A 22698-nucleotide genomic window follows, 5' to 3' on the forward strand; every position below is an offset into this window, starting at 1 on the left:
GCGTTCCGGGCCCGCAAGCAAGTCTGGATAACCGGGTATCGGGTCGGCCGACATGGCTTTCCAAGCACGCCCTTCAGGGCCACGGACCACACATCGCGCGGCCCCTCGTAACGGACCCGTCAAAAGAAGCCCGTCAAAAGAAGCCCGTCGAAAGAAGCCCGTCGAAAGACACAAGAATAAAGCCGCCCGTATGTCTCGCCGAAGCGAGAGGCCGGACGGCTTTTGGAAGGTGCCCACAACGCCTTGGGTGAAACTCGTGTGACGAGACGCGATTGCCCCGCCACGTGATCAACCTGAAGGCCGGACCGCCCTGCGTCAATCTGTTCCAGTTCCAGAACGTCCGATGCCGGACCTAATCCGGCCGCCCGCCACGCATTGCCCAAAATAGGGTCACAATGCGGGCGCCGGGGCGAAAAGGACGCCGCCCCAAGCTTGGCGCGCGCCGAGACTCGGCCGCCGCGCCGATCAGACCAGCGCGAAAGCCAGAACCGCCGCACCGATGGCCGCAAAGAGCGCGGCAAATCCCGACAGCATCCGCCGGTCGCGGGCCGAGCTTTCGGCAACGGCATAGCTGAACCGCTCGTAGCCGATCCTTTCGGGGCGCAGGCCCAGCCGGGCAAGCGTATCGGCCGCCATGGTCATCATCGGTCCCGGCCCGCAGATCAGCGCCCGGGTCGCCCCCGGATCGAGCCCGTTCAGCAGCGCCCGCAGATGCGCCTCGGTCAGCGGCCCGGGTGCAAGCCCCGGCCCCGCCCCGCGATCGACGAGCGTCAGCGGCACCACCCCCAGCCGGTCGCAGGCCGGGCGCAGCAGATCGTCGGGAACCATCGCCTCGGGGCTGCGGCAGGCATAGACCAGCCGCACCGGCCGTCCGTCGCCGCGCGCCGCCAGATCGTCGAGCACCGACAGGATCGGCGCGATCCCGACGCCACCCGCGATCAGCAGCACCGGTCCCGTCCCCTCCGCCAGCCCGAAACTGCCATGCGGCGCATCGAGTCCGACCGGCGTGCCGGACGCAAGCTGGCCCAGATGGCCGGTGAAATCGCCCGCCTCCTGAATAAGGAAGCGCAGGCCCGGCGTCCCCGGCGCAGAGGCAATCGAGAAGGGATGATCGAAAAGCGGCAGCCGCCGCCCGCCGAAGGATAGCCAGGCGAACTGCCCGGCCCGGAACTTGAGCCCACCGCCCGCGGGCGGATCGAGCCGCAATTCCCAAAGCCGCTCGGCCACCGGGCGCAGCCCGGCGATGCGCCAGTCGGCGGCGGCGGGCCGGGTCAGGCGGCGCAGATAGACGCCCGCAGCCGGGACCAGCGCGGCCAGTGCGAAGAGCCCCCACCAGGGCAGGGTCAGGCCCGCCGGGCGCGCGTCGCTCGCGATATGCCAGAGCAGCGTTCCGACCAGCGCGACCGCACCCAGCGCATGGCTTGCCCGCCAGATTTCATAGCGCAGCGGCAGCCGCTCGCGCAGCAGAGCCATCCCCACGATCAGCGCCAGCAGGCCGAGCGCCAGCCGCCCGTCGACCAGCCCGTCCTCGGTCGCCATCCGAAAGAACCGCCGCGCCAGCCGGTGCGGATGGTCGGCATCGGGCGGCCCGACCAGAAGCAGCGCATGGCCCAGCGCCAGCACAAGCGCGGTGGGCGCCGCCCATTTGTGAAACGCCATCGTCACGTCGATGCCGATCCGACCCGAGACAGCCTCGAACCGTCCGCTGGTGACCATCTGCATCAGGATCATCGCCGCCGAGGCGATCCCGGCCCCTGCGGCCAGCGTCATCGAAAGCCGCCGATGCTCGAGCCCGCCGGTCCAGGCCAGGGCCAGCGGCAGCAGGATCGCCGCAAGATAAAGCACCGCAAGGGCGCGCGGCGGCAGCCCCCGGCGAGGCGAAGACGGGGTTGGACTGCGATCTGGCATGGCTCTGGCTCCGGTGCCGCGCGCCCACGGATGTCCGAAGTGAATCAGCCCGGCCGCGGCCACGCCTTGCGCCGGATCATTGTGGCGGGCCGAAGCGGGCGCGACAGATCGTCGTCAGAGGTCGGGCGGCGCGGGCTCGTCGGCAAACCAGGCCAGGTTGTCGGCGCGGATGCGTTCGATCTGGCCGAGGATCCGGCTCAGATGCGCGCGCAGCGCGGCGCAGGCGGCCTCGGGGTCGCGCGCCTTCAGCGCCGCAACGATGCGCACATGATCATCCCAGGCATGGCGCGAGGCGAAGGCCAGCGACAGCATCCGCACCCGGTCCATATGACCCTTGTTCTCGGCAATCAGGTCCCAGAAATGGCCCAGCCCCGCGCGCTCGCAGATCTCGCGGTGAAAGAGATCGTCCAGCCGGTGAAAGCGCGGCCGGTCGGCGGCGGCGATGGCCGCGTCCTGTTCGGCCAGCAGCGTTTCGAGCACGTCGAAATCGGCAGGCGTCAGCACGCTGGCCGCGACCCGCACCGTTTCGGCCTCGAGCGCGGTGCGGATCGCCCGCGCCCGCATCACCGCGCCGGTCGAGATCAGCGTCACCGTGGTCGCGCGCTGCGGCAGGATCTGCAGGAAGCCCAGCTTGGCCAGCCGGTAGAAGGCGTCGCGCACCGGCTGGCGGCTGACCCCCATCGCCCGGGCGATCTCGGCCTCGGACAGTTTCGAGCCGGGTTCGAGGTCCAGCGACAAAAGCTGGCGCTGCAATTCTGCGAAAACGCCATCGGCGATCGAGGCCCGCAGGGGCGGCTCGAAACGTGGCGCGAGGGTCGGGTTGGTCATCGGGATTGAGCGGCGGCCAAAAGTGATATACTAGAATATTAGTCACAGCAAAGGCCCAAGTCCACCGCGGACGCAGCGACGGGGCGGACAGCGCAAAGAAGGCCCGGACGGTTTCAGGGGGGTGTTCCATGGCGCTGCTCGACGCAGACCGGCTGTTTCCGCTCGACCCCGGCGCCCGGGCGCTGGCCCGAGAGCTTCACGCCGCGGTGGCGACCGCGCCCATCGTCTCGCCGCATGGCCATACCGACCCGCGCTGGTTTGCCGAGAACGCCCCCTTCCCCGACCCGGCCCGGCTGTTCGTCACCCCAGACCATTACCTTTACCGGATGCTGCACAGCCAGGGCGTGCCGCTCGACCGGCTGGGCGTGCCGCGCGCCGATGGCGGCCCGACCGAAACCGACGGCCGCGCGATCTGGCGGCTCTTTGCCGAGCATTACCACCTGTTCCGGGGCACGCCCTCGCGGCTTTGGCTGGACCATGCCTTCCAGGAGGTCTTCGGCGTCGATCAGCCGCTTGGCCCCGCCACCGCCGACGCGATTTACGACCGGATCGCCGATTGCCTCGCCCGGCCGGACTACCGGCCCCGCGCCCTGTTCGAGCGGTTCGGGATCGAGGTGCTGGCCACCACAGAAGGCGCGCTCGACGATCTGCGCTGGCATGCCGAGATCCGCGCCAGCGGCTGGTCCGGCCGGGTCATCACCACCTACCGTCCCGATGCCGTGACCGACCCAGATTTCGAGGGTTTCGCCCGGAATATCGAGGCTTTCTGCGCCCTCGCGGGTGAAGACCCCGCCCGCTATGACGGCTATCTCGACGCCCACCGCGCCCGGCGCGCCTTTTTCCGGGGCTTCGGCGCGACGGCCACCGATCACGGCCATCCAAGTGCCGCCACCGCGAACCTGCCCCGCGCCGAGGCCGAGGCGCTTTACGGGAAGGTCCGGTCCGGCCGGGCCGATGCCGCCGAGCGCGAAGCCTTCCGCGCCCAGATGCTGACCGAAATGGCGCGGCTGTCGCTGGAGGACGGGCTGGTGATGCAGATCCATCCGGGCGCGTTCAGAAACCATTCGGCCCCGGTTCTCGCCCGCTACGGGCGCGACAAGGGCTATGACATCCCGACGCGCACCGATTACGTCCGGGCGCTGAAGCCGCTGCTCGACGCGGTCGGCGAGGAACCGGGGCTGACGGTGATCCTCTTCACCCTCGACGAGACCGCCTATGCGCGCGAGCTGGCGCCGCTGGCGGGGGTCTATCCCTGCCTCCGGCTCGGCCCGCCCTGGTGGTTCCATGACAGTTTCGAAGGCATGACCCGGTTTCGCCAGAGCGCGACGGAAACCGCGGGCTTTTACAATACCGTCGGCTTCAACGACGACACCCGCGCCTTCTGTTCGATCCCGGCCCGCCATGACGTGGCGCGCCGGGTCGATGCCGCGTTCCTCGCGACGCTCGTCCGCAGCGGACGGCTGACCGGGGACGAGGCCCATGAGGTCATCCACGACCTCGCCTGCCGGCTTGCCCGGAAGGCCTACCGGCTGTGACAGCCATCAAAGGGAGGAGACCATGACCCATCTGAAAAGCCTCGCGGCGCTGCTGGCCTCGGCGGCGTTCGCGACCGTGGCCCTGGCCCCGGCGGCTCTGGCCTGCGAGCGGACCTTGCGGTCTTCGGACACCCATCCGGAGGGCTATCCGACGGTCGAGGCGGTGCAATACATGGGCAAGCTGCTGGAGGAGAGGACCGGCGGCGCGCTGTGCATCGAGGTGTTCCACTCGGCCCAGCTGGGCGAAGAGAAGGACACGATCGAGCAGACCCAGTTCGGCGTCATCGACATGAACCGGGTCAGCCTCGGCCCGTTCAACAACATGATCCCGGAAACCCAGGTGCCGTCGCTGCCTTATATCTTCCGCTCGGTCGAGCACATGCATCATGTGATGGACGGCCCCATCGGCGACGAGATCCTCGCGGCCTTTGCCGATCACGACCTGATCGGCCTGGCCTTCTACGATGCCGGGGCGCGCAGCTTCTACAACAGCCAGCACCCGATCCAGGCAATGTCCGATCTGAAGGGCATGAAGTTCCGGGTGATGCAGTCGGATCTTTTCGTCGACATGGTCGATGCGCTCGGCGCCAATGCGACGCCGATGCCCTATGGCGAGGTCTATTCCTCGATCCAGACCGGGGTGATCGACGGCGCCGAGAACAACTGGCCGTCCTATGACAGCTCGGGCCATTTCGAGGTCGCCCGGCATTACACGCTCGACCAGCACCTGATCGTGCCCGAGGTTCTGGTGATCTCGAAAAAGACCTGGGACGGGCTCTCGGACGAAGACCGGCAGGCGGTGCGCGCGGCCGCGAAGGACTCGGTGCCGCATATGCGCGAGCTCTGGGCGGCGCGCGAGGCGGAGTCGGAGGCGAAGATGCGCGAGGCGGGCGTCGAGATCGTGACCGGGATCGACAAGACCCCGTTCATCGAGGCGATGGTGCCGGTCTACGAGAAATACGTCACCTCGGACAAGCTGAAGGACATGGTGACCCGGATCCAGGCCACCGAATGAGCGATGCAGACGGCGCGCGGCCCGGGTCGTGCGCCGTTCCGCGCCTGCAACCGGGGAGGAAAGAGTGCAGCATACGATGCTATGGGTCGCGCGGGTCACCGGCGCGCTTGCCACGGCCGGGCTCTGGACGGCAGGGGCGGGGCTTGTGCTGATGACCGTCTTCATCGCCGCCCAGGTGTTCTGGCGTTACGTGCTGAACGACTCGCTGCAATGGACCGAGCCCGCGGCGGTGATGATCATGGGCTGGTTCATCTTCCTCGGCGCGGCGGTGGGCCTGCGCGAGGGCTATCACCTGTCGTTCGACGTGGTGCTGTACGTGCTGCCGGACAGGGTCCGGCCCTGGCTCCATTCGGTATCGGACCTCGTGGTCGCAGGGTTCGGCGCGGGCATGGTGATCTTTGGCGCCGAACTGGCCGACCGGACGGCGGGCAACAAGCTGCCTGCGCTGGGCATCTCGGGCGCCTTCGACTTCCTGCCGCTGGTCGGTGGCGGCGCGCTGCTGGTACTGTTCGCACTGGAACGGCTGGCGCGCCGCGCGGCCGGGCTGCCGACGCCGCGCTTCGGCGACGATCACGAGATCGAACCCGCGTCGGATGCCGGGCTGTCGGCCGCACCCGGGCCGGAGGCGCGCTGAGGGATGGAGCTCTGGGTTCTTTTCGGCACCTTCGTCATGCTTCTGCTGATCGGTACGCCGGTCGCCTTCTGCCTGGGCGCGGCCTCCTTCGCGACGGTGCTGTATCTCGGCCTGCCGCCCGTCGTGGTGTTCCAGCGGCTCAATTCGGGCGTCTCGGTCTATGCGCTGATGGCGATCCCGTTCTTCATCTATGCGGGCGATCTGATGGTGCGGGGCGACATCGCCCGGCGGCTGGTGGCGCTGGCAGGCGCGCTGGTCGGCCATTTCAAGGGCGGGCTCGGGCAGGTCAACATCGCGGCCTCGGTGCTGTTCGGCGGGGTCTCGGGCTCGGCCGCGGCCGACGCCTCGGCGGTGGGCGGATTGATGGTGCCGCAGATGAAGGCGCGCGGCTATGGCACCGATTACGCCGTCAACATCACCGTGGTCTCGTCGATCATCGCGCTGATGATCCCGCCCTCGCACAACATGATCATCTATTCGATCTCGGCGGGCGGAAAGATCTCGATCGCCGATCTTTTCACCGCGGGCATCGTGCCGGGCCTCTTGCTGGCGCTGTCGCTGATGGTGGCGGCGCGCCTCGTCGCGATCCGCCGCGGCTATCCGACCGAGCCCTTCCCGGGCCTCGCCGCGCTGGGCGGGCTTCTGCTGAACGCCATTCCGGGGCTGATCCTGATCGCGATCATCTTCGGCGGCGTGCGCTCGGGCGTCTTCACCGCCTCGGAAAGCTCGAACATCGCCGTGGTCTACGCGCTGGGGGTGACGCTTCTGGTCTACCGCTCGCTCAGCTTCGCCGATTTCGTCGAGGCGACCAAGGCGGCGGTGCGCACGACCGCGATGGTGCTGATGGTGATCGGCTGCGCCGCCGCCTTCGGCTGGCTTCTGGCCTTCCTGCGGGTGCCCGCGCAGCTGGTCGCGGTGCTGGCGGACCTGTCCGACAACCCGCTGGTGATCCTGCTTCTGATCAACGTCGTGCTGCTGATCCTCGGCACCTTCATGGACATGTCGCCGCTGATCGTCATCACCACGCCGATCTTCCTGCCGGTGGCGCAGGCCTTCGGGGTCGATCCGGTGCATTTCGGGGTGATCCTGATCCTCAATCTCGGGATCGGGCTTTGCACGCCGCCCGTCGGCGCCGTGCTGTTCGTCGGCTGCGCCGTCGGGCGGGTGCCGATCTGGCAGGTGATGCGCACGATCTGGCCCTTCTATCTGGCCGCGCTCGCCACGCTGATTGCCGTCACCTACATCCCCGCGCTGTCGCTCTGGCTGCCCGGGCTCTTCCACTGAGGACCGACCGATGCCCTATCCCGAGACCGAACCCGACCCCGGCATCCGCCGCCGCGTGCTGGCCGAGACCCCCGAGCTGATGCTGGTCTCGTTCCGCTTTGCCCAAGGGGCCGAGGGCCCTCTGCACAGCCACCCGCATGTGCAGGCAAGCCATGTGCGGTCGGGCCGGTTCCGCTTTGCCGTCGCGGGCGAAAGCTTCGAGGTGGGGCCCGGCGACAGCTTCGTCATCCCCTCGGGGGCCGAACATGGCTGTCTCTGCCTCGAGGCGGGCGAGCTGATCGACAGCTTCGCCCCCCGCCGCGACGATTTTCTGTGAAAGGGGACAGCATGCTTCAGGTCGAGACCCGCCATGCGGTGCATCCCGATCAGGCCCGGACCATGGACACCGCCGCGCTGCGCCGCCATTTCCTGGCAGAGGGCCTGTTTCAGGACGGTCGGCTGCGGCTGGTCTATACCCATTACGATCGCTTCGTTCTGGGCGGCGCGGTGCCAGCGGGCGGACGGCTGACGCTCGATCACGTGCCCGAGACCGGCACGCCGGGCTTTCTCGACCGGCGCGAGCTTGGGATCGTCAATCTCGGCGGGCCGGGGACCGTCACCGCGATGGGCGACAGCTGGGCGATGGCGCGGGGCGATGTGCTTTATCTGGGGAGGGGCGCGGGGCCGGTCGTCCTTGCGGGCGAGGGGCGGTTCTACCTTGCCTCGGCACCCGCGCACCGGACCTGCCCGAACCGGCTGATCCGCCCGACCGAGGCCAACCGGGTCGAACTGGGCAGCGCCGAAGGCGCCAACCGGCGGGCGATCATGCAGTTCATCCACCCGCTGGTGATGGAAAGCTGCCAGCTGGTGCTGGGCTATTCCGTGCTCGAGCCGGGCTCGGTCTGGAACACCATGCCGCCCCATACCCATGACCGGCGGATGGAGGCCTATCTGTACTGGGACATGGCGCCCGAAGACCGGGTGCTGCACCTGATGGGTCCGCCCGACGAGACCCGGCATCTCTTCGTCGCCAATGAAGAGGCCGCGCTCTCGCCGCCCTGGTCGATCCATGCCGGGGCCGGAACCGGGCGCCATGGCTTCGTCTGGGCGATGGCGGGCGACAATACCGACTTCACCGACATGGACATGGTCGCGCCCGGAGACCTGCGATGAGCCCGTTCTCGCTGGCGGGCCGCCGCGCCTTCGTGACCGGCGCCAATACCGGGATCGGGCAGGCCATCGCCCTGGCGCTGGCAGCGCAGGGCGCGGCCGTCACCTGCGCCGGGCGCCGTCCCTCGGACGAGACCGTGGCCCGGATCGAGGCCGCGGGCGGCACGGCCCAAAGCCTGATCCTCGACCTGGCCGCCCCGATGGCCGGGCGCGATCTCTTTGCCGGGGAAGGCTACAGCATCCTCGTCAACAATGCGGGCATCATCCGCCGCGCCGACAGTCTCGATTTTTCCGAGGCCGACTGGGACGCGGTGATGGATGTCGATCTGAAGGCGCTTTTCTTCACGTCCCAGGGCTTTGCCCGGGCCTCTTTGGACACAGGCACCCTGCCCGCGGCCATCGTCAACATCGCCTCGCTTCTCAGCTTTCAGGGCGGTATACGCGTTCCCGCCTATACGGCGGCGAAACACGGGGTGGCGGGGCTGACGAAAATCCTCGCCAACGAATGGGCGGGGCGGGGCATCAATGTCAATGCCATCGCCCCGGGCTATATCGCCACGAACAACACCGCGGCGCTGCGCGACGACCCCGTGCGCAGCCAGGCGATCCTCGACCGGATTCCGGCCGGGCGCTGGGGCGCCCCCGAGGACATCGCCGGAACCGCCGCGTTTCTTTGCTCCCCGGCCGCGCGCTACATTCACGGCGCGGTCCTGAACGTAGATGGAGGCTGGCTTGCCCGCTGACCGAATGACCCGCACCGCCAAGGCCCCCGAGGCCGGCATCGTCCACCTTGGCCTCGGCGCCTTCTTCCGCGCCCATGGCGCGATCTATACCGAAGAGGCCGTGGCCCGCTCGGGCGGCGCCTGGGGCATCATTGGCGTCTCGCTGAAATCGCCCGGCACCCGCGACGCGCTGGCGCCGCAGGGCTGCGCCTATACCGCGCTCGAGCTCGGCCCCGAGGGCGCCGTCGCGCATCCGGTCGAGATCCTCCGCGACGTGCTGGTCGCCCCCGAGGACCCGCAGGCGGTACTCGAGGCGATGGCAGATCCGGCGATCCGCATCGTCACGCTGACCGTCACCGAAAAGGGCTATTGCCACGATCCCGCGACCGGCGCGCTCAATCTCGATCACCCCGACATCCTGCACGATCTGGGCTCGGCCCATCCGGTCTCGGCGCCGGGCTATCTGGTGCGCGCGCTGCAGCTGCGCCACGACCGGGGGCTGCGCCCCTTCACCGTGCTGACCTGCGACAACCTTCCCGATAACGGCCGCGTCGTGCGCGGCGTGGTGCTGGCGCTGGCCAGCCGGATCGACCCGGGCCTCGCCGACTGGATCGGGACCGAGGGCCGCTTTCCGTCAACCATGGTCGACCGGATCGTGCCCGCCACCAGCCCCGAGGACATCGCCCGCGTCGAGGTGCTGACCGGATACCACGACGCTGCCCCGGTGATGCACGAGCCGTTCCGGCAATGGGCGATCGAGGACGATTTCGTCGATGGCGCGCGGCCCGACTGGGGCGCCGTCGGGGCCGAGCTGGTGGCCGAGGTCACGCCCTACGAGCACATGAAGCTCAGGATGCTGAACGGCGCCCATTCGGCGCTGGCCTATCTGGGCTATCTGGCCGGGCACGAGACCATTTCCGAAACCGTGGCCGACCCGGCGCTGGGCGGCTTCGTGCGCCATCTCTGGGCCGACGAGATCGCCCCGGCGCTGACACCGCCTCCCGGCGTGTCGCTGGTCGCCTATGCCGAGGCGCTGGGAACGCGCTTTGCCAATCCCGCGATCCGGCACCGCACCTGGCAGATCGCCATGGACGGCAGCCAGAAACTGCCCCAGCGCATCCTTGCCACCCTGTCGGACAACCTTGTCGAGGGCCGCGCCAGCCCCGGGCTGGTCCTCACCGTCGCGGCCTGGACGCGCTATGTCGGCGGCATCGACGAGGCGGGTCGGCCCATCGACGTGCGCGACCCGCTGGCCGGGCGGCTGCGCGCGCTGAGCGACGGCGCCGAGACGCCCGAGGGCAAGGTCGCGGCGCTGCTCTCGGTCCGCGAGATCTTCCCCGAGGCGCTGGCGCGCACCCTGAAGAGCCATCTGGCCGAGGCCTATGCGCGGCTTCAGCGCGACGGCGCGCGGGCTGCGGCCGGGGCCGTCTGGGCCGAGACCGCCGGGGCGGACTGACCCGCCCCCCGATCCCGGCATCGCGATTGTTCCATGCCCGGATCGGGGCTACCAAACAGGCGGGGGGCGCATGCGGACGCGGCGCCGCCCCGGACAGGAGGACCGCACATGACCGACTTCTTCCACGGCATCGACAAGATCGCCTATGAAGGCCCCGACAGCCCCAACCCGCTGGCCTTCCGCCATTACGACCCGGACGCGCTGGTGCTGGGCAAGCGGATGGAGGATCATCTGCGCTTTGCCGGCGCCTACTGGCACAGCCTCGCCTATGAGGGGCTCGACCCGTTCGGCGGCCGCACCTTCGAGCGGCCCTGGTATGGCGACGGGATGGACCGGGCCTTCGTGAAGGCCGATGTCGCCTTCGAGCTGTTTTCCAAGCTGGGCCTGCCCTTTTTCTGTTTTCACGACGCCGATGTGCGCCCCGAAGGCAAGACGCTGGTCGACACGGTCACCAACCTGAACCGCATCGCCGAGGTCTTCGGCCAGAAGATGGAAAAGACCGGCATCCGCCTGCTCTGGGGTACCGCGAACCTCTTTTCCCACCGCCGTTACATGGCGGGCGCGGCCACCAACCCGGACCCCGAGGTCTTTGCCTATGCCGCCGCCTCGATCAAGGCGATGATGGACGTGACCCACCGGCTGGGCGGCGAGAATTACGTGCTCTGGGGCGGGCGCGAGGGCTACGAGACGCTGCTGAACACCGATCTCGGGCAGGAGATGGACCAGATGGGCCGGATGCTGTCGATGGTGGTCGAGTACAAGCACAAGATCGGCTTCAAGGGCACGATCCTGGTCGAGCCGAAGCCGCAGGAACCGACCAAGCATCAATACGACTACGACGTCGCCACCTGCTACGGCTTCCTCAAGCGCTACGGGCTGGAAAACGAGGTCAAGCTGAACATCGAGGTCGGCCATGCCTTCCTCGCGGGCCACAGCTTCGAACATGAACTGGCCCTGGCCGCGGCGCTGGGGGTGCTGGGCTCGATCGACATGAACCGGAACGATCCGCAATGCGGCTGGGATACCGACCATTTCCCGAACGATCCGCAGTCGGTGGCGCTGGCTTATCGCGAGATCCTGAAGGCGGGCGGCTTCACCACCGGCGGCACCAATTTCGACGCCAAGATCCGGCGCCAGTCGATCGACCCGGCCGATCTGTTCCATGGCCACATCCTCGGCATGGACACCTGCGCGCGGGGCCTGAAGGCCGCCGCCGCGATGATCGAGGAGGGCAGCCTCGATGCCGCGCTGAAGGACCGCTATGCAGGCTGGCAGGCACCCGAGGCGCAGGCGATGCTGAATGGCGAACGCAGCCTCGATCAGATCGCCGAACGGGTCCTGGCCGGGGAACGCGAGCCCGAGCCGCGCTCGGGCCGGCAGGAATATCTGGAAGGGCTGGTGAACCGCTTCGTCTGAGAGGCTTGACGTGCCTCCCCCGCCCGCGCTTTGCTGGCGGCGGGAGGAGACCATGACACGCCTTGCCACGGCCCTCATGGCGGCGCTGGCGGCCCCGCAGGGTCTCGCGGGCAGCCTTCCGGTGCCGCTGTCCGATGCCGATTTCGCGACCGCGCCCGAGGCCGAGACCCGTCTTGGGCAGCTCTTGTTCTTCGACCCGATCCTGTCGGGTAACCGCAGCATCTCTTGCGCGACCTGCCACCATCCGCGGTTCGCGACCGGCGACGGGCTGTCGCTGGGGCTTGGCGAGGGCGGCATCGGGCTTGGGCCCGCGCGCCGCGCCGATCCGGCGAACCCGCCCGAGCGGCTCATCCCGCGCAACGCGCCACCGCTGTTCAACATGGGTGCGGCCGGGGTGACGGTGCTGTTCGCCGATGGCCGGATCGAGACCGATGCCAGCCGCCCCACCGGGTTTCGCACCCCGATGGAGGACGAGATGGTGGCGGGGTTTGCGAACCTGCTGTCGGCGCAGACCATGTTCCCGGTGCTCTCGCCCGACGAGATGGCCGGGCATTATCAGGAAAACGACGTGGCCCGTGCCGTCCGGCAGGGTTTCATCACCGGACCGGGCGGCGCCTGGGACCGGATCGCGGGCCGGGTTGCGGCACTTCCGGCCTACCGGACCCGGTTCGAGGCGGTCTATCCCGAGATCGCCGCCGGGCGCCCCGTGGCCTTCACCGACATCTCGAATGCCATCGCCGCCTTCGTCGCAGCCGAGTGGCGCGCCGATGACAGCGCCTTCGACCGGGCGCTCCGGGGCGGACCGCCGCTGACCGGACCGGCAGCCGAAGGCCAGGCGCTGTTCTACGGGCGCGCGGGCTGCGACGCCTGCCATTCCGGGCCGCTTCTCTCCGACATGGGCTTTCACGCGATGGGCGCGCCGCAGCTCGGCCCCGGCAAGGTCGAGCGGTTCGAGACGGGCCAGGCCGATCCGGGCCGGTTCCGCGTCACCGGCCATGCCGCCGACGCCTTCGCCTTCCGCACGTCGATGCTCAGAAACGTGACCCGCACCGGTCCCTGGGGCCATGCCGGGGGCGATACCGACCTGCGCGCCTTCCTCGCCCGGCACGCCGCCCCACAAACGGGCCTTGCCCGCCACCCGCGCGAGGCCGTGCTGCCGCATTTCGACAACCCCCAGCCGGTCTGGGCCGTGCTCGACGACCCCGAGGCCCGCGCCGCCATCGAGGCTGCGGCCTTGCCCGGCCCCGGTCTTGCCGCGGACGAGATCGAGGCATTGATGGCCTTTCTCGAGGCGCTGACCGACGAAACCGCGCTGGCCGGGCGGCTGGGCATCCCCGACGCCGTGCCCAGCGGCCTGCCGGTCGACCGCTAGGGGCGCAGCGTCACCACGCCATCGGCCGCGACCTCCTGCCAGTCGCTCCAGCCCGCGCCGGGCCAGAGCACGCGCAGCAGGGCCGTCTCGGCCGCGCCCAGCCCGAAATGCACAGGCCCCGCCTGCCCGCCGCCATGGCCGCCGCCGACCGTGACCTCGCGGGTCTGCGACAGGCCGCCCGCGCGCAGCTCGATCCAGGCCCCTACCGCATGCGTATTGGGCGGGGGCTGGCGCAGCTCGACCCCAAGCCAGTGGCCGGTGCCGGGCGTCGCGTTCTGCCACAGCTCCAGGGCCGCGCGGCGGTTCACGACCACCAGATCGAGCCGCCCGTCGCCGTCGAAATCGGCCAGCCCCGCCCCCCTCGACCGCGCGCCCGAGGCGATCCCGGCCGCATCCCCCGCCTCATGAAACCTACCGTCCGGCTGCTGCATCAGCAGGTTGTTGGGGTCCTTCATCGCGTTCGAGGGCATCTGGTCGACATTGCCCTTGGCAATGAAGAGATCGAGCCGCCCGTCATTGTCGATGTCGCCGAATTCGGCATGCCAGCCGGTCGAGGGCCGCCCGTCATCGCCCAGATAGGACCGCTGGGCATAGCTGCCCTGCGCATAGGGCGCGTCGCGCAGCACCCCCGCCTCGTTGAACTGCAAAAGCTGGTCGCCCATCGAGGTCAGCATCACCTCGGGAAAGCCGTTGCCGTCGAGATCGGCGCTGGCGATCCCCATTCCCCACAGCGACACCCGCCGCCAGCCCTCGTCCGGCCCGCGCTCGGCCAGCGGGTCCAGCCGCCACATCTGCTCGTAGCCGCCGCTGACATAGTAATGCCGGTCGTTCGAGATCCGAAGCTCGGGCCGCCCGCTGCGCTGCCAGTCCGAAAAAAGCATCGACAGCGCACAGAAGCCGGGGGCCAGCGGCAGCGGCGCGCCGTACCGTCCGGCCTCGGCCCGGTGCAGTTCGTTGCCGTCGCAGGTGCCGAAGGGGCCGTTCGGATCGGCGCGGTCGACATAGTTGCCGATGGCCAGCGTCGGCAGGCTGCGACCGGGCTCCCATGTCGCGGAAAAGGCCGTGCTCCAGCCGTCGCCGCCCGCAAAGCCCCAATCGGCCTTGGCAAAACCGCACCGCCCGTCGCCGCGCAACAGCAGGTTCGGCCCGGCCCGCAGCACCGCCAGATCGAGGGTCCCGTCGCCGTCGATATCGAGCGGCCAGAGCCCGGTCACGCCCGTCGGCACCGGCAGCCCGGCCGCCTCGAAGGCCAGCGCAGCACCCGGCCCGGGGGTGCGGTTGACGAAAAGATGCGTGGGCCCCGCCCCTCCGGCGGCGGCGAAATCGGGCCGCCCGTCGCCGTTGCAATCGAGGATCGCGACGCCGCCGCCCACGAAATGCTCCCACCCGCCGGAATAGACATGGGCCACCGGCAGCGCGGCGCTTCGGTCAAGAAAGACCGGACCGGCCGAGGCGGGTACGGCCAGGACAAGCAGCGCGAGCGTCAGCCCCTTCATGCCGCCGCCCCCTCGAACGGGCCGCCGATCCGGCGGTCGGTCACAGCGCCCAGCGCCAGCGCGCCCGCGCCATGCGCCCCCAGCAGATCGCCCCAGGCATGGACCTCGATCCTGGGCGGGGTCGCGCGGGCGGGCAGCACCGAGCCGCCGACCTCGGCGATGGTTTCCTGCGCATGAAGATAGTCATAGCGCATCCGCTCGCCGCTGAGGATCAGCAGTTCGGGGTCGAAGACGTTGATGACATTGGCCAGCCCCAGCGCCAGATAGCGCCCGGCGCGGCGAAAGATCGACTGCGCCGCCGCATTGCCCGCCTTGGCCTCGGCATAGAGCCTCTCGACCAGATCGGCGCCGCCTTGGGCCCCGCCGCCCACACTGCCGCCCGCCAGGTCGAGCGCAACATGGGCTTCGCGCGCCAATGCGTAATCGGCGACATAGGCCTCGAGACAGCCGCGCTGGCCGCAGCGGCAGAGCGCGCCGTCGAGTTCCACCTTGGTATGGCCAAGCTCGACCCCGAGCCCCAGCGCCCCGCGAAACACCCGGTGGTTCAGCACCAGCCCCATGCCAAGTCCGTGTTCAAGCGTGACGACGGCGAAATCCGACAGGGTCCGCCCGCTGCCGAACCAGAGTTCGGCCAGCGCCGCGAGATTGGCGTCGTTGTCGACGATCACCGGCAGGCCGAGCCGGGCCGAGGCGGCCTGCGCCAGATCGACATCGCGCGCGCCGAAGACCGGCGACCAGTGCACCCGGCCCGAGGCATGATCGACGAAGCCCGGCACGCCGATGCCGACCTGCGCCAGATCGCCCGCCCCGATCCCGGCCTCGGCGCAGACCGACCCGATCAGCCGCGCCAGCACCTCGATCTGGTCGTCGAGGGGCGCGCGGTCGCGGGCGGGTTCGCTGGCCTCGGCGATCTGGTTGCCCGCGAAATCGAGCGCCACCGCCACATGCTTGCGCATCGAGAACTTGACCCCCGCCACCGCATGTGCCCCGGCCGCGACCCTCAGCGCGACCGGCGGGCGGCCCCTCAGCGGTTCGGCCCCGGGCACCAGGGGCACCTCGGTCAGATAGCCCTGCTCGATCAGTTCGGAGGTCTGGGTCGTCACCGAGGCCGGGCTGACCCCCAATTCGCGCGCAAGCTGGCCCCGCGAGACCTCGCCCATCGCCCGGACCTGCTCGAAGATCTGCTGGCGCAGCGGGCGCGGCGCCGGGCTGCGCGGCGGCGCCAGCGGGCCGCAGCCGCGCGGCTGATCGGGGTTCCCGGGTCCCAGATGCGGCGTCGAGACCGGCGGCGTCATCATTTTTCATTCACCGAACTAAATCCGCGCGAAGAATAGGGAAATCACGCCTCGCAGCGCTCGGTTCCGCACGCCGCGACAGCTGAACCCCGGCATTTCCTCCCCATATCCGGGCAGATCAAGTATCGCAGAACAATTTTATTTTGACAGGTGAAAAATCGGTGTCATGCTGCTGTCAAGGCGCGGCGGCGTCCGCCAGGCGACGGCCGCGGCCCGGTGATGCTTGGGAGGTATCAGATGCAAGGAAGAACGCTGATCGCGGGCCTTCTGGCCGCGGCCTGTCTTGGCGGGCCGCTGCTCGCGCAGGATCTGACGGTCGGGGTAAGCTGGTCGAACTTTCAGGAAGAACGCTGGAAGACCGACGAGGCCGCGATCAAGTCCGCGCTGGACGCGGCGGGGGCGAAATACGTCTCGACCGACGCGCAGTCCTCTTCGGCCAAGCAGTTGTCGGATGTGGAAAGCCTGATCGCGCAGGGCGTCGATGCGCTGCTGATCCTGGCGCAGGACACCTCGGCGATCATTCCGGCGGTGCAGTCGGCCGCGGACGAGGGCATTCCGGTGATCGCCTATGACCGGCTGATCGAGGACGGCCGCGCCTTTTACCTGACCTTCGACAATGTCGAGGTCGGCCGGATGCAGGCCCGCGCCGTGCTGGATAAGGCGCCCGAGGGCAATTACGTGATGATCAAGGGCTCGCCCACCGACCCGAACGCCGATTTCCTGCGGGGCGGCCAGCAGCAGGTGCTGCAACCCGCGATCGACGCGGGCAAGATCAAGATCGTGGGCGAGGCCTATACCGACGGCTGGCTGCCCGCCAATGCCCAGCGCAACATGGAACAGATCCTGACCGCCAATGACAACGAGGTCGACGCGGTCGTGGCCTCGAATGACGGCACGGCGGGCGGCGCGGTGGCGGCGCTGATGGCGCAAGGCATGGGCGGCATTCCCGTCTCGGGGCAGGACGGCGACCATGCCGCGCTGAACCGGGTCGCCAAGGGCACCCAGACGGTGTCGGTCTGGAAGGATGCGCGCGAGCTTGGCAAGGCCGCGGGCCAGATCGCCATCGAACTGGCGGGCGGCACCAAGATGAACGACATCGACGGCGCCCAGCAATGGACCTCGCCCAGCGGCACCACGCTCTGGGCCAAGTTCCTCGAACCGATCCCGGTCACGCGCGACAACCTGACCGCGGTCACCGATGCCGGCTGGATCGACGTGGACGCGCTGTGTCAGGGCGTCGAGAACGGCCCCGCCCCCTGCAACTGAGCCCCGAACGGCCCGGCGGGCGACACCTGCCGCCCCCGGCGCCGCAGCGCGGCCCCAAGGTCTTCGGAGAGGCAGGGAATGCAACACGCCCGGACCCGCAGCGATGCGCCCGCCCGCAAGTCGATCTTCGACTCGCTGGAGCTTGACACGCGTCTGCTTGGCATGATCGGCGCCTTCGTGGTGCTGTGCCTGGTGTTCAATCTCGTGACCGACGGGCGGTTCCTGACGCCCCGGAACATCTTCAACCTGACGATCCAGACCGTCAGCGTGGCGATCATGGCCACCGGCATGGTCTTCGTGATCGTCACCCGCAATATCGACCTGTCGGTCGGCGCGTTGCTGGCCACCTGCTCGGCGGTGATGGCGATGGTGCAGACCGTCGTGCTGCCGGGCTGGCTGGGGCTTGGGCTGGGCCATTGGGCGATCGCGCCGCTGGCCATCGCCGCAGGGCTGGCGACCGGCGCGGTGATCGGCGGGTTTCAGGGCTGGCTGGTGGGGTTTCTGGGCATTCCTGCCTTCATCGTCACGCTGGGCGGGCTTCTGGTCTGGCGCAACGTCGCCTGGTACCTGACCAACGGGCAGACCATCGGCCCGCTCGACCCTACCTACCAGCTTCTGGGCGGCATCAACGGCACGCTCGGCGAAAGCCTCTCCTGGGGCTTCGGGCTGGCGGCGACGGTCTTCGCGCTGGTCTACATGGCGACCAGCCGCCGCAACCGCCGGGCGCATGATTTCCCGGTCAAGCCGCGCTGGGCCGAGGCGGTGCTGGGCCTCGTGGTCGCGGGCGCGATCCTCGGCTTCGTCGCGGTCCTGAACGCCTATGAGGTGCCCGCGCGAAAACTCGCCCGGATCTTCGAGGCGCGTGGCGCGGTCCTGCCCGAGGGCTTTACCGCGGGCTACGGGCTTCCGTTCTCGGTGATCCTTCTGATCCTGATCGCGGCCGGGATGACGGTGATCGCCCGGCGCACCCGCTTCGGGCGCTATGTCTTCGCGACCGGCGGCAACCCGGACGCGGCGGCACTGTCGGGGATCAACACGCGCTGGCTGACGGTCAAGGTCTTCGCGCTGATGGGCGTGCTGTGTGCGCTGTCGGCGGTGGTGGCCTCGGCCCGGCTGACCTTCCATTCGAACGATATCGGCACGCTGGACGAGCTGCGCGTGATCGCGGCCGCGGTGATCGGCGGCACGGCGCTCGCGGGCGGCTCGGGCACGATCTACGGCGCCATCCTCGGCGCACTGATCATGCAGTCGCTGCAATCTGGCATGGCCATGGTCGGGGTCGACGCGCCCTTCCAGAACATCGTGGTGGGCGCAGTGCTGGTGCTGGCGGTGCTGGTCGACATCCTCTACCGCAAACGGACGGGAGAACGGTGATGGCAGGCGGACGCGGCACGCCCCTGGTCGAGATGAAGGACATCTCGATCTCTTTCGGCGGCATCAAGGCGGTCGATCATGTCTCGGTCGATCTCTATCCGGGCGAGGTCGTGGGGCTTCTGGGCCATAACGGAGCGGGCAAGTCGACCCTGATCAAATGCCTTTCGGGCGCCTATCAACGCGATGCGGGCGAGATCCTGATCGACGGCCGCCCCGCCGCCATCTCGAACCCGCGCGATGCCCGGCGCTACAACATCGAGACAATCTACCAGACGCTGGCCCTGGCCGACAATCTCGACGCCGCCTCGAACCTCTTTCTCGGCCGCGAGCTGACGACGCCCCTGGGGCTGATGGACGAAGCCGCGATGGAGGCCGAGACCCGCCGGATCATGGCCCGCCTCAACCCCAATTTCCGCAAGTTCGCGGCCCCGGTGTCGGCGCTGTCTGGCGGGCAGCGGCAGTCAGTCGCCATCGCCCGGGCGGTCTATTTCAACGCCCGCATCCTGATCATGGACGAACCCACCGCCGCGCTCGGCCCGCAAGAGACGCAGATGGTGGCCGAGCTGATCGGCGAGCTGAAACGGCAGGGGCTCGGGATCTTCCTGATCGACCATGACGTCCATCAGGTGAAGGCGCTGTGCGACCGGGCGGCGGTGATGAAGAACGGCCGGCTTGTGGGCATCGTCCGGGTCGAGGAGGTCACGACCGACGACATCCTCGCGATGATCATCGCCGGCAAGAAGCCCGCCCATCTGGCGGCCTGAAGGCCGCCTGCCGAAGGCTCAAGCGCAAGCCGGCATCGGGCTCGGCCAAGGAAAGCGCGGCCGCCTCTCCGCGCCCTGGAGGAACTCCACCAAGGCCGCGATGTTGAGGCTTGTGCTGCGGGATTTCGGATGCTAGAGGGCTAAGCGCTTGACGTGGCGAGTTGGCGGAGTGGTTACGCAGCGGATTGCAAATCCGTGTACAGGAGTTCGATTCTCCTACTCGCCTCCACTACTTAGCGGTTCCGCCCCGCGATCTCTCAACATCGCTCTCAACATTCACGTTCTGGTCCCGTTCCGTTCTAGAGCCTGCGTTCTTGCGCCTTGAGAGCCCGGACCTTCTGCCTCACATGGGCGGTGTAGTGCGCAACCATCGCCATGGACTGGCCGGTGACAGATGCGATTTCCTCATCTGTCAGCCCCAAGGAGCAGAGTTCCGAGGCCGCAGTGTAGCGCAGGGCATGAATGTCGTAGGCTTCCGCGCCGATCATCTCCCTGATCTTCCTGACCGCCTGTGCGGCACCTCTGTACGACCACGGGCCGGTTGCCCGCTCGTTGGTCAGAATGAAGACGCTGCGGCGGTCGGCCGCTTCGAGAGTGGCCCGCAGCGTCTTTGTAAGCGGCACCCACAGGGTTTTGCCGGTCTTGTTCTGCCGGACGTTTATCCCGCCGTTCTCAAGGTCGCCCCAGCGCATTTTCAGGACATCTCCGATCCGCTGCCCGGTTCCGAGGCAGAGCTCGAAGACAAGTAGCGCGCGCCCTTCCGCAGCGTCTCGATACGCCTTGACCAGATCGGCGGGCCACGGTCGACGATCTATCGTCTCGCCTTTCACCTGCTTGATGCCCTTGGCCGGGTTCTCGGACACCATGCCAATGTCGATGGCATGCTCCATCAGGACACGGGACACCTGAACCACGTAGTTTGCGAATCGGGCCGCGTCAGCGTTGGCATCGCGCAAAGCAATGAAGTGCTTGCGCTGCGCCTTGACCGGATCGAGAGCGCCCCATTTCGCCTCGATCACGGAGAGCACGCGCTCGTAATCCTTGCGGGTTCGGGGCGCCAGAGAGGTGTAGCGCTCGGATCGGCGGTAGCTGTCGATCAGCCCGTTGAAGGTACGCTTGGACGGTGCGCGGACAGGCCCCTTGAGCCGAAGCGCATATTCCGCCCAGAACGCCGGGGTCAGTTCCTGGTTCTCCATCCGGACGGTCGGCTCGCCCCGACGCTGCCAGTAGATCGCAGTTCCCTTGCGATAGACATGCTTCGGCAGGTCGCGCTTCATCGCCTCAGATCCATTGCTTCGAATTCGTCGATCTCATCCTGGTCTCGAAAAAGGATCAGTTCGACCTCCCGGCCTCTGACAATGACACGCTGCACCGTTTTTCCGCACGCCTCAACGGCGGAGATGAGACGCCGCACGCGATCATCGGTACGGAGTTGCTTGCTCATGGCGCGTCCCTGCCCTCCTCCATCCAGTCTTTCTCCGGCGCCATGCCCATGGCCACCGCCATCCCATCCCATGTCCTGCCGTCGATCAGGCGACCAGCGGCACGCTTGCCGACGCGGCGAACGCCGACAGCGGGGAGTTTCTGCACGTGAGGCCAGAAGACCCATTCGCCGTCCTGCCAGAAGCGCGCCTCCTGATCGCCACGATGCGAGCCGCCGTCGAAGCACCCGTCCATAGGGTAAGCTGCCAACGGCTCGCCATCATCGTCGCCCAAAAGAACGCAGGGCGACCATTCCCCCCACTGCTTGAAGAAGAAGGCCACGCCCGCCGCCTGGCACTGGTCGCGCAGCCCGCGCACCCAATCCGGGTGCATCGGCCGGGCGCGCGGGCCGCTCTCGCCGCCGACGATCACCCAATCGAGCGCGGGAATTGTGCCGCTGGCAGATCCGCCGCCGCGCGCTGCGCCGAAATCGCAACCCCACCGCTTCTGGTGGAGGTGAGGCGTCAGATCCACCGGCCCTAACAGCGGCTCGGCCGAGACGAACCGGACGGCGGTCGGTGTCGCCAGGAGGCGCGGGATTCGCGCGTCGGCGGTGGCCTGGTCCTCGATGCTGGTGCCGAGCCAGACGTTGGGCCAGCCATCGCCCCATTCGGGAAGGTCACCGTATTCCTCGGGGTGCAGATACCGCGCAATGTTCTGCGGGCGCTTGGTCAACAGAAGCCAGTCCAAGTTCGGCGTGCGGTGGATCAGGTGCCATAGATCACCGCGCCACCCGCTGGTGATGGAGCGATCATTGTCGAACACATCGGCCAGAGAGGCGCAGAACACCTGATGCCGAACGCCCGACTTGGCTGCGGCCTTGTCCCATGCCAGCGGCTTCCGCCAGTTCGCAGAGCTGGTGCGGCGCCGCACATGCGGTCCCCACGAATTGCCCCAGCGTGCATCCCATGCGGCGGCATAGCAATTGTCGCAAGCCGGGCTGATCTTGGTGCAGCCGATCCACGGATTGAACGTGTGCTTGCACCACTCGATCTTGCTGTTCTCCACCATCAATCCTCTCCCCAATAGTCCATGTCGCTCTCGGCGCATGCTTCCGGCCCATCGGCGCGGTAATGAGCGTCGGCCCAGTAGGACGGCGCGACCATCCGGGCGTAGGCTTCGACTGGCTCGCCGTCATCGAAGTGGGTGAAACCGCACTGCGACAAACAATGGCTGACGAAGCGTTCGACGAATGCCTCTTCGGCAATCTCAGCCGTCTTCCCGCCTTCCAGCTTATCGACGCGGGTCTGCAGCTCGGCGAGCTCGGCGGTCAGGCCCGCCAGCTCGTCGCAATTGTGCCGGGCGAGGCTCTCGATCTCCTCGATCCGGTCGGGCGTGGTCTCTTCCATCAGGCGGCCTCCTGTCTTGCGTCGCCGCCCCATTGGCTGGCCGCAGCGGCGGCGAGGCCCTCGAAGGTGCGGGATCTGATCTTCCAGCGGTCGGGGCCGGGCGGGGCCCGGTGGACCGCGCTCCAGCGCTTGTGCGCCTCGGTGCCTGGCGCGGGCGGGGTCAGGCGGTCGGTGGCGCTCAGCGGCGCGAGGCCGCGCAGGTAAAGCCCCGTGGCCTTGAAGAAGGGCTCGCCGAACCACCAGGGCTGGACGATCTGCGGTTTCGGCAGGTCCGCGGGCAGGCGGGCGCGCCCGTGCCGGTGCATCACCGGGTTCTCGACCGCGACACGCGGGATCGGCGCCCGCCAGCAGGC

The 22698-nt window shown here is 68.6% G+C and carries 21 protein-coding genes, 1 tRNA gene and 1 pseudogene; 14 read left to right on the forward strand and 9 right to left on the reverse strand.

The genetic code is table 11. The annotated features are described in order from the left end of the window. Positions 1-465: 465 nt before the first annotated feature. The gene (locus EV657_RS15965; RefSeq protein WP_134078833.1) at positions 466-1908 is read right to left on the reverse strand and encodes a ferredoxin reductase family protein; all 1443 of its coding nucleotides are present in this window, start codon (positions 1906-1908) and stop codon (positions 466-468) included. Positions 1909-2022: 114 nt separating this feature from the next. Further along, positions 2023-2736: a GntR family transcriptional regulator gene (locus EV657_RS15970; protein ID WP_134078834.1), complete on the reverse strand. Its 714-nt coding sequence runs from the start codon at positions 2734-2736 to the stop codon at positions 2023-2025. A 128-nt stretch (positions 2737-2864) separates the two neighbouring features. Here EV657_RS15970 and uxaC point away from each other — a divergent pair, with 128 nt between their 5' ends. The 10 genes from uxaC (at position 2865) to EV657_RS16020 (ending at position 13319) form a co-directional block, all read left to right on the forward strand. Next, positions 2865-4271 carry a glucuronate isomerase gene (gene uxaC, locus EV657_RS15975; protein ID WP_134078836.1) on the forward strand — a complete coding sequence of 469 codons (1407 nt, stop codon included), beginning with the start codon at positions 2865-2867 and terminating at the stop codon, positions 4269-4271. A gap of 22 nt (positions 4272-4293) precedes the next feature. Beyond that, positions 4294-5286, forward strand: a complete 993-nt coding sequence (locus EV657_RS15980; protein ID WP_134078838.1) for a TRAP transporter substrate-binding protein — start codon at positions 4294-4296, stop codon at positions 5284-5286. Between the two features lie 76 nt (positions 5287-5362). After that, on the forward strand, positions 5363-5920 hold the full coding sequence (locus EV657_RS15985) for a TRAP transporter small permease subunit (RefSeq protein WP_134078859.1): 558 nt from the start codon (positions 5363-5365) through the stop codon (positions 5918-5920). 3 nt (positions 5921-5923) lie between these two features. After that, positions 5924-7204, forward strand: coding sequence for a TRAP transporter large permease (locus EV657_RS15990; protein WP_134078840.1), 1281 nt, complete (start codon positions 5924-5926; stop codon positions 7202-7204). A gap of 10 nt (positions 7205-7214) precedes the next feature. Then, the gene (locus EV657_RS15995) at positions 7215-7520 is read left to right on the forward strand and encodes a cupin domain-containing protein (protein WP_113669971.1); all 306 of its coding nucleotides are present in this window, start codon (positions 7215-7217) and stop codon (positions 7518-7520) included. An 11-nt stretch (positions 7521-7531) separates the two neighbouring features. Continuing rightward, positions 7532-8356, forward strand: a complete 825-nt coding sequence (gene kduI / locus EV657_RS16000) for a 5-dehydro-4-deoxy-D-glucuronate isomerase (protein WP_134078841.1) — start codon at positions 7532-7534, stop codon at positions 8354-8356. Further along, positions 8353-9096, forward strand: a complete 744-nt coding sequence (kduD, locus tag EV657_RS16005) for a 2-dehydro-3-deoxy-D-gluconate 5-dehydrogenase KduD (protein WP_134078843.1) — start codon at positions 8353-8355, stop codon at positions 9094-9096. Before kduI ends, kduD begins: the two co-directional genes overlap by 4 nt. Beyond that, entirely contained in the window at positions 9086-10531 is a 1446-nt protein-coding gene (locus EV657_RS16010) for a mannitol dehydrogenase family protein (protein WP_425057262.1), read from the forward strand. Before kduD ends, EV657_RS16010 begins: the two co-directional genes overlap by 11 nt. Positions 10532-10639: 108 nt before the next feature. Beyond that, positions 10640-11947 (forward strand): xylose isomerase, encoded by a 1308-nt coding sequence (gene xylA / locus EV657_RS16015; RefSeq protein ID WP_113669975.1) that lies wholly within the window; start codon positions 10640-10642, stop codon positions 11945-11947. A 52-nt stretch (positions 11948-11999) separates the two neighbouring features. Then, positions 12000-13319, forward strand: a complete 1320-nt coding sequence (locus tag EV657_RS16020) for a cytochrome-c peroxidase (protein ID WP_134078846.1) — start codon at positions 12000-12002, stop codon at positions 13317-13319. On the opposite strand, the gene EV657_RS16025 is transcribed toward EV657_RS16020, so the two are convergent. Then, a complete protein-coding gene (locus tag EV657_RS16025; RefSeq protein WP_134078848.1) occupies positions 13316-14815 on the reverse strand; it encodes a CRTAC1 family protein in 1500 nt (499 codons plus the stop codon). The two genes, EV657_RS16020 and EV657_RS16025, sit on opposite strands and share 4 nt — an antisense overlap. Continuing rightward, the gene (locus EV657_RS16030; RefSeq protein WP_113669978.1) at positions 14812-16110 is read right to left on the reverse strand and encodes an ROK family transcriptional regulator; all 1299 of its coding nucleotides are present in this window, start codon (positions 16108-16110) and stop codon (positions 14812-14814) included. The genes EV657_RS16025 and EV657_RS16030 overlap by 4 nt, the downstream gene beginning before the upstream one ends. A gap of 237 nt (positions 16111-16347) precedes the next feature. Here EV657_RS16030 and xylF point away from each other — a divergent pair, with 237 nt between their 5' ends. The 4 genes from xylF to EV657_RS16050 all read left to right on the forward strand — a co-directional run bounded on the left by xylF (position 16348) and on the right by EV657_RS16050 (position 19743). Beyond that, positions 16348-17376 carry a D-xylose ABC transporter substrate-binding protein gene (gene xylF / locus EV657_RS16035; RefSeq protein WP_134078850.1) on the forward strand — a complete coding sequence of 343 codons (1029 nt, stop codon included), beginning with the start codon at positions 16348-16350 and terminating at the stop codon, positions 17374-17376. Positions 17377-17454: 78 nt separating this feature from the next. Further along, a complete protein-coding gene (locus tag EV657_RS16040) occupies positions 17455-18750 on the forward strand; it encodes a sugar ABC transporter permease (RefSeq protein ID WP_113669980.1) in 1296 nt (431 codons plus the stop codon). Then, the gene (locus EV657_RS16045; protein WP_134078852.1) at positions 18750-19514 is read left to right on the forward strand and encodes an ATP-binding cassette domain-containing protein; all 765 of its coding nucleotides are present in this window, start codon (positions 18750-18752) and stop codon (positions 19512-19514) included. Before EV657_RS16040 ends, EV657_RS16045 begins: the two co-directional genes overlap by 1 nt. A gap of 155 nt (positions 19515-19669) precedes the next feature. Continuing rightward, positions 19670-19743: transfer RNA gene (locus EV657_RS16050), tRNA-Cys, on the forward strand. A 70-nt stretch (positions 19744-19813) separates the two neighbouring features. Here the strand turns inward: EV657_RS16050 and EV657_RS16055 are convergent. The 5 genes and pseudogenes from EV657_RS16055 to EV657_RS16070 form a co-directional block, all read right to left on the reverse strand. After that, positions 19814-20791, reverse strand: a complete 978-nt coding sequence (locus EV657_RS16055) for a tyrosine-type recombinase/integrase (protein WP_134078854.1) — start codon at positions 20789-20791, stop codon at positions 19814-19816. Then, positions 20788-20958: a hypothetical protein gene (locus tag EV657_RS21650; RefSeq protein ID WP_158272366.1), complete on the reverse strand. Its 171-nt coding sequence runs from the start codon at positions 20956-20958 to the stop codon at positions 20788-20790. The genes EV657_RS16055 and EV657_RS21650 overlap by 4 nt, the downstream gene beginning before the upstream one ends. Beyond that, positions 20955-22007 (reverse strand): phage Gp37/Gp68 family protein, encoded by a 1053-nt coding sequence (locus EV657_RS16060; RefSeq protein WP_134078856.1) that lies wholly within the window; start codon positions 22005-22007, stop codon positions 20955-20957. Before EV657_RS16060 ends, EV657_RS21650 begins: the two co-directional genes overlap by 4 nt. After that, positions 22007-22345 carry a hypothetical protein gene (locus tag EV657_RS22300; RefSeq protein ID WP_243837677.1) on the reverse strand — a complete coding sequence of 113 codons (339 nt, stop codon included), beginning with the start codon at positions 22343-22345 and terminating at the stop codon, positions 22007-22009. The genes EV657_RS16060 and EV657_RS22300 overlap by 1 nt, the downstream gene beginning before the upstream one ends. Further along, a pseudogene (locus EV657_RS16070) lies at positions 22345-22698 on the reverse strand (hypothetical protein); the annotation flags it as partial. The pseudogene EV657_RS16070 and the gene EV657_RS22300, both read right to left, overlap by 1 nt.

The sequence above is a fragment of the Rhodovulum visakhapatnamense genome (genome assembly GCF_004365965.1).
Classification (GTDB): Bacteria; Pseudomonadota; Alphaproteobacteria; order Rhodobacterales; family Rhodobacteraceae; genus Rhodovulum; species Rhodovulum visakhapatnamense.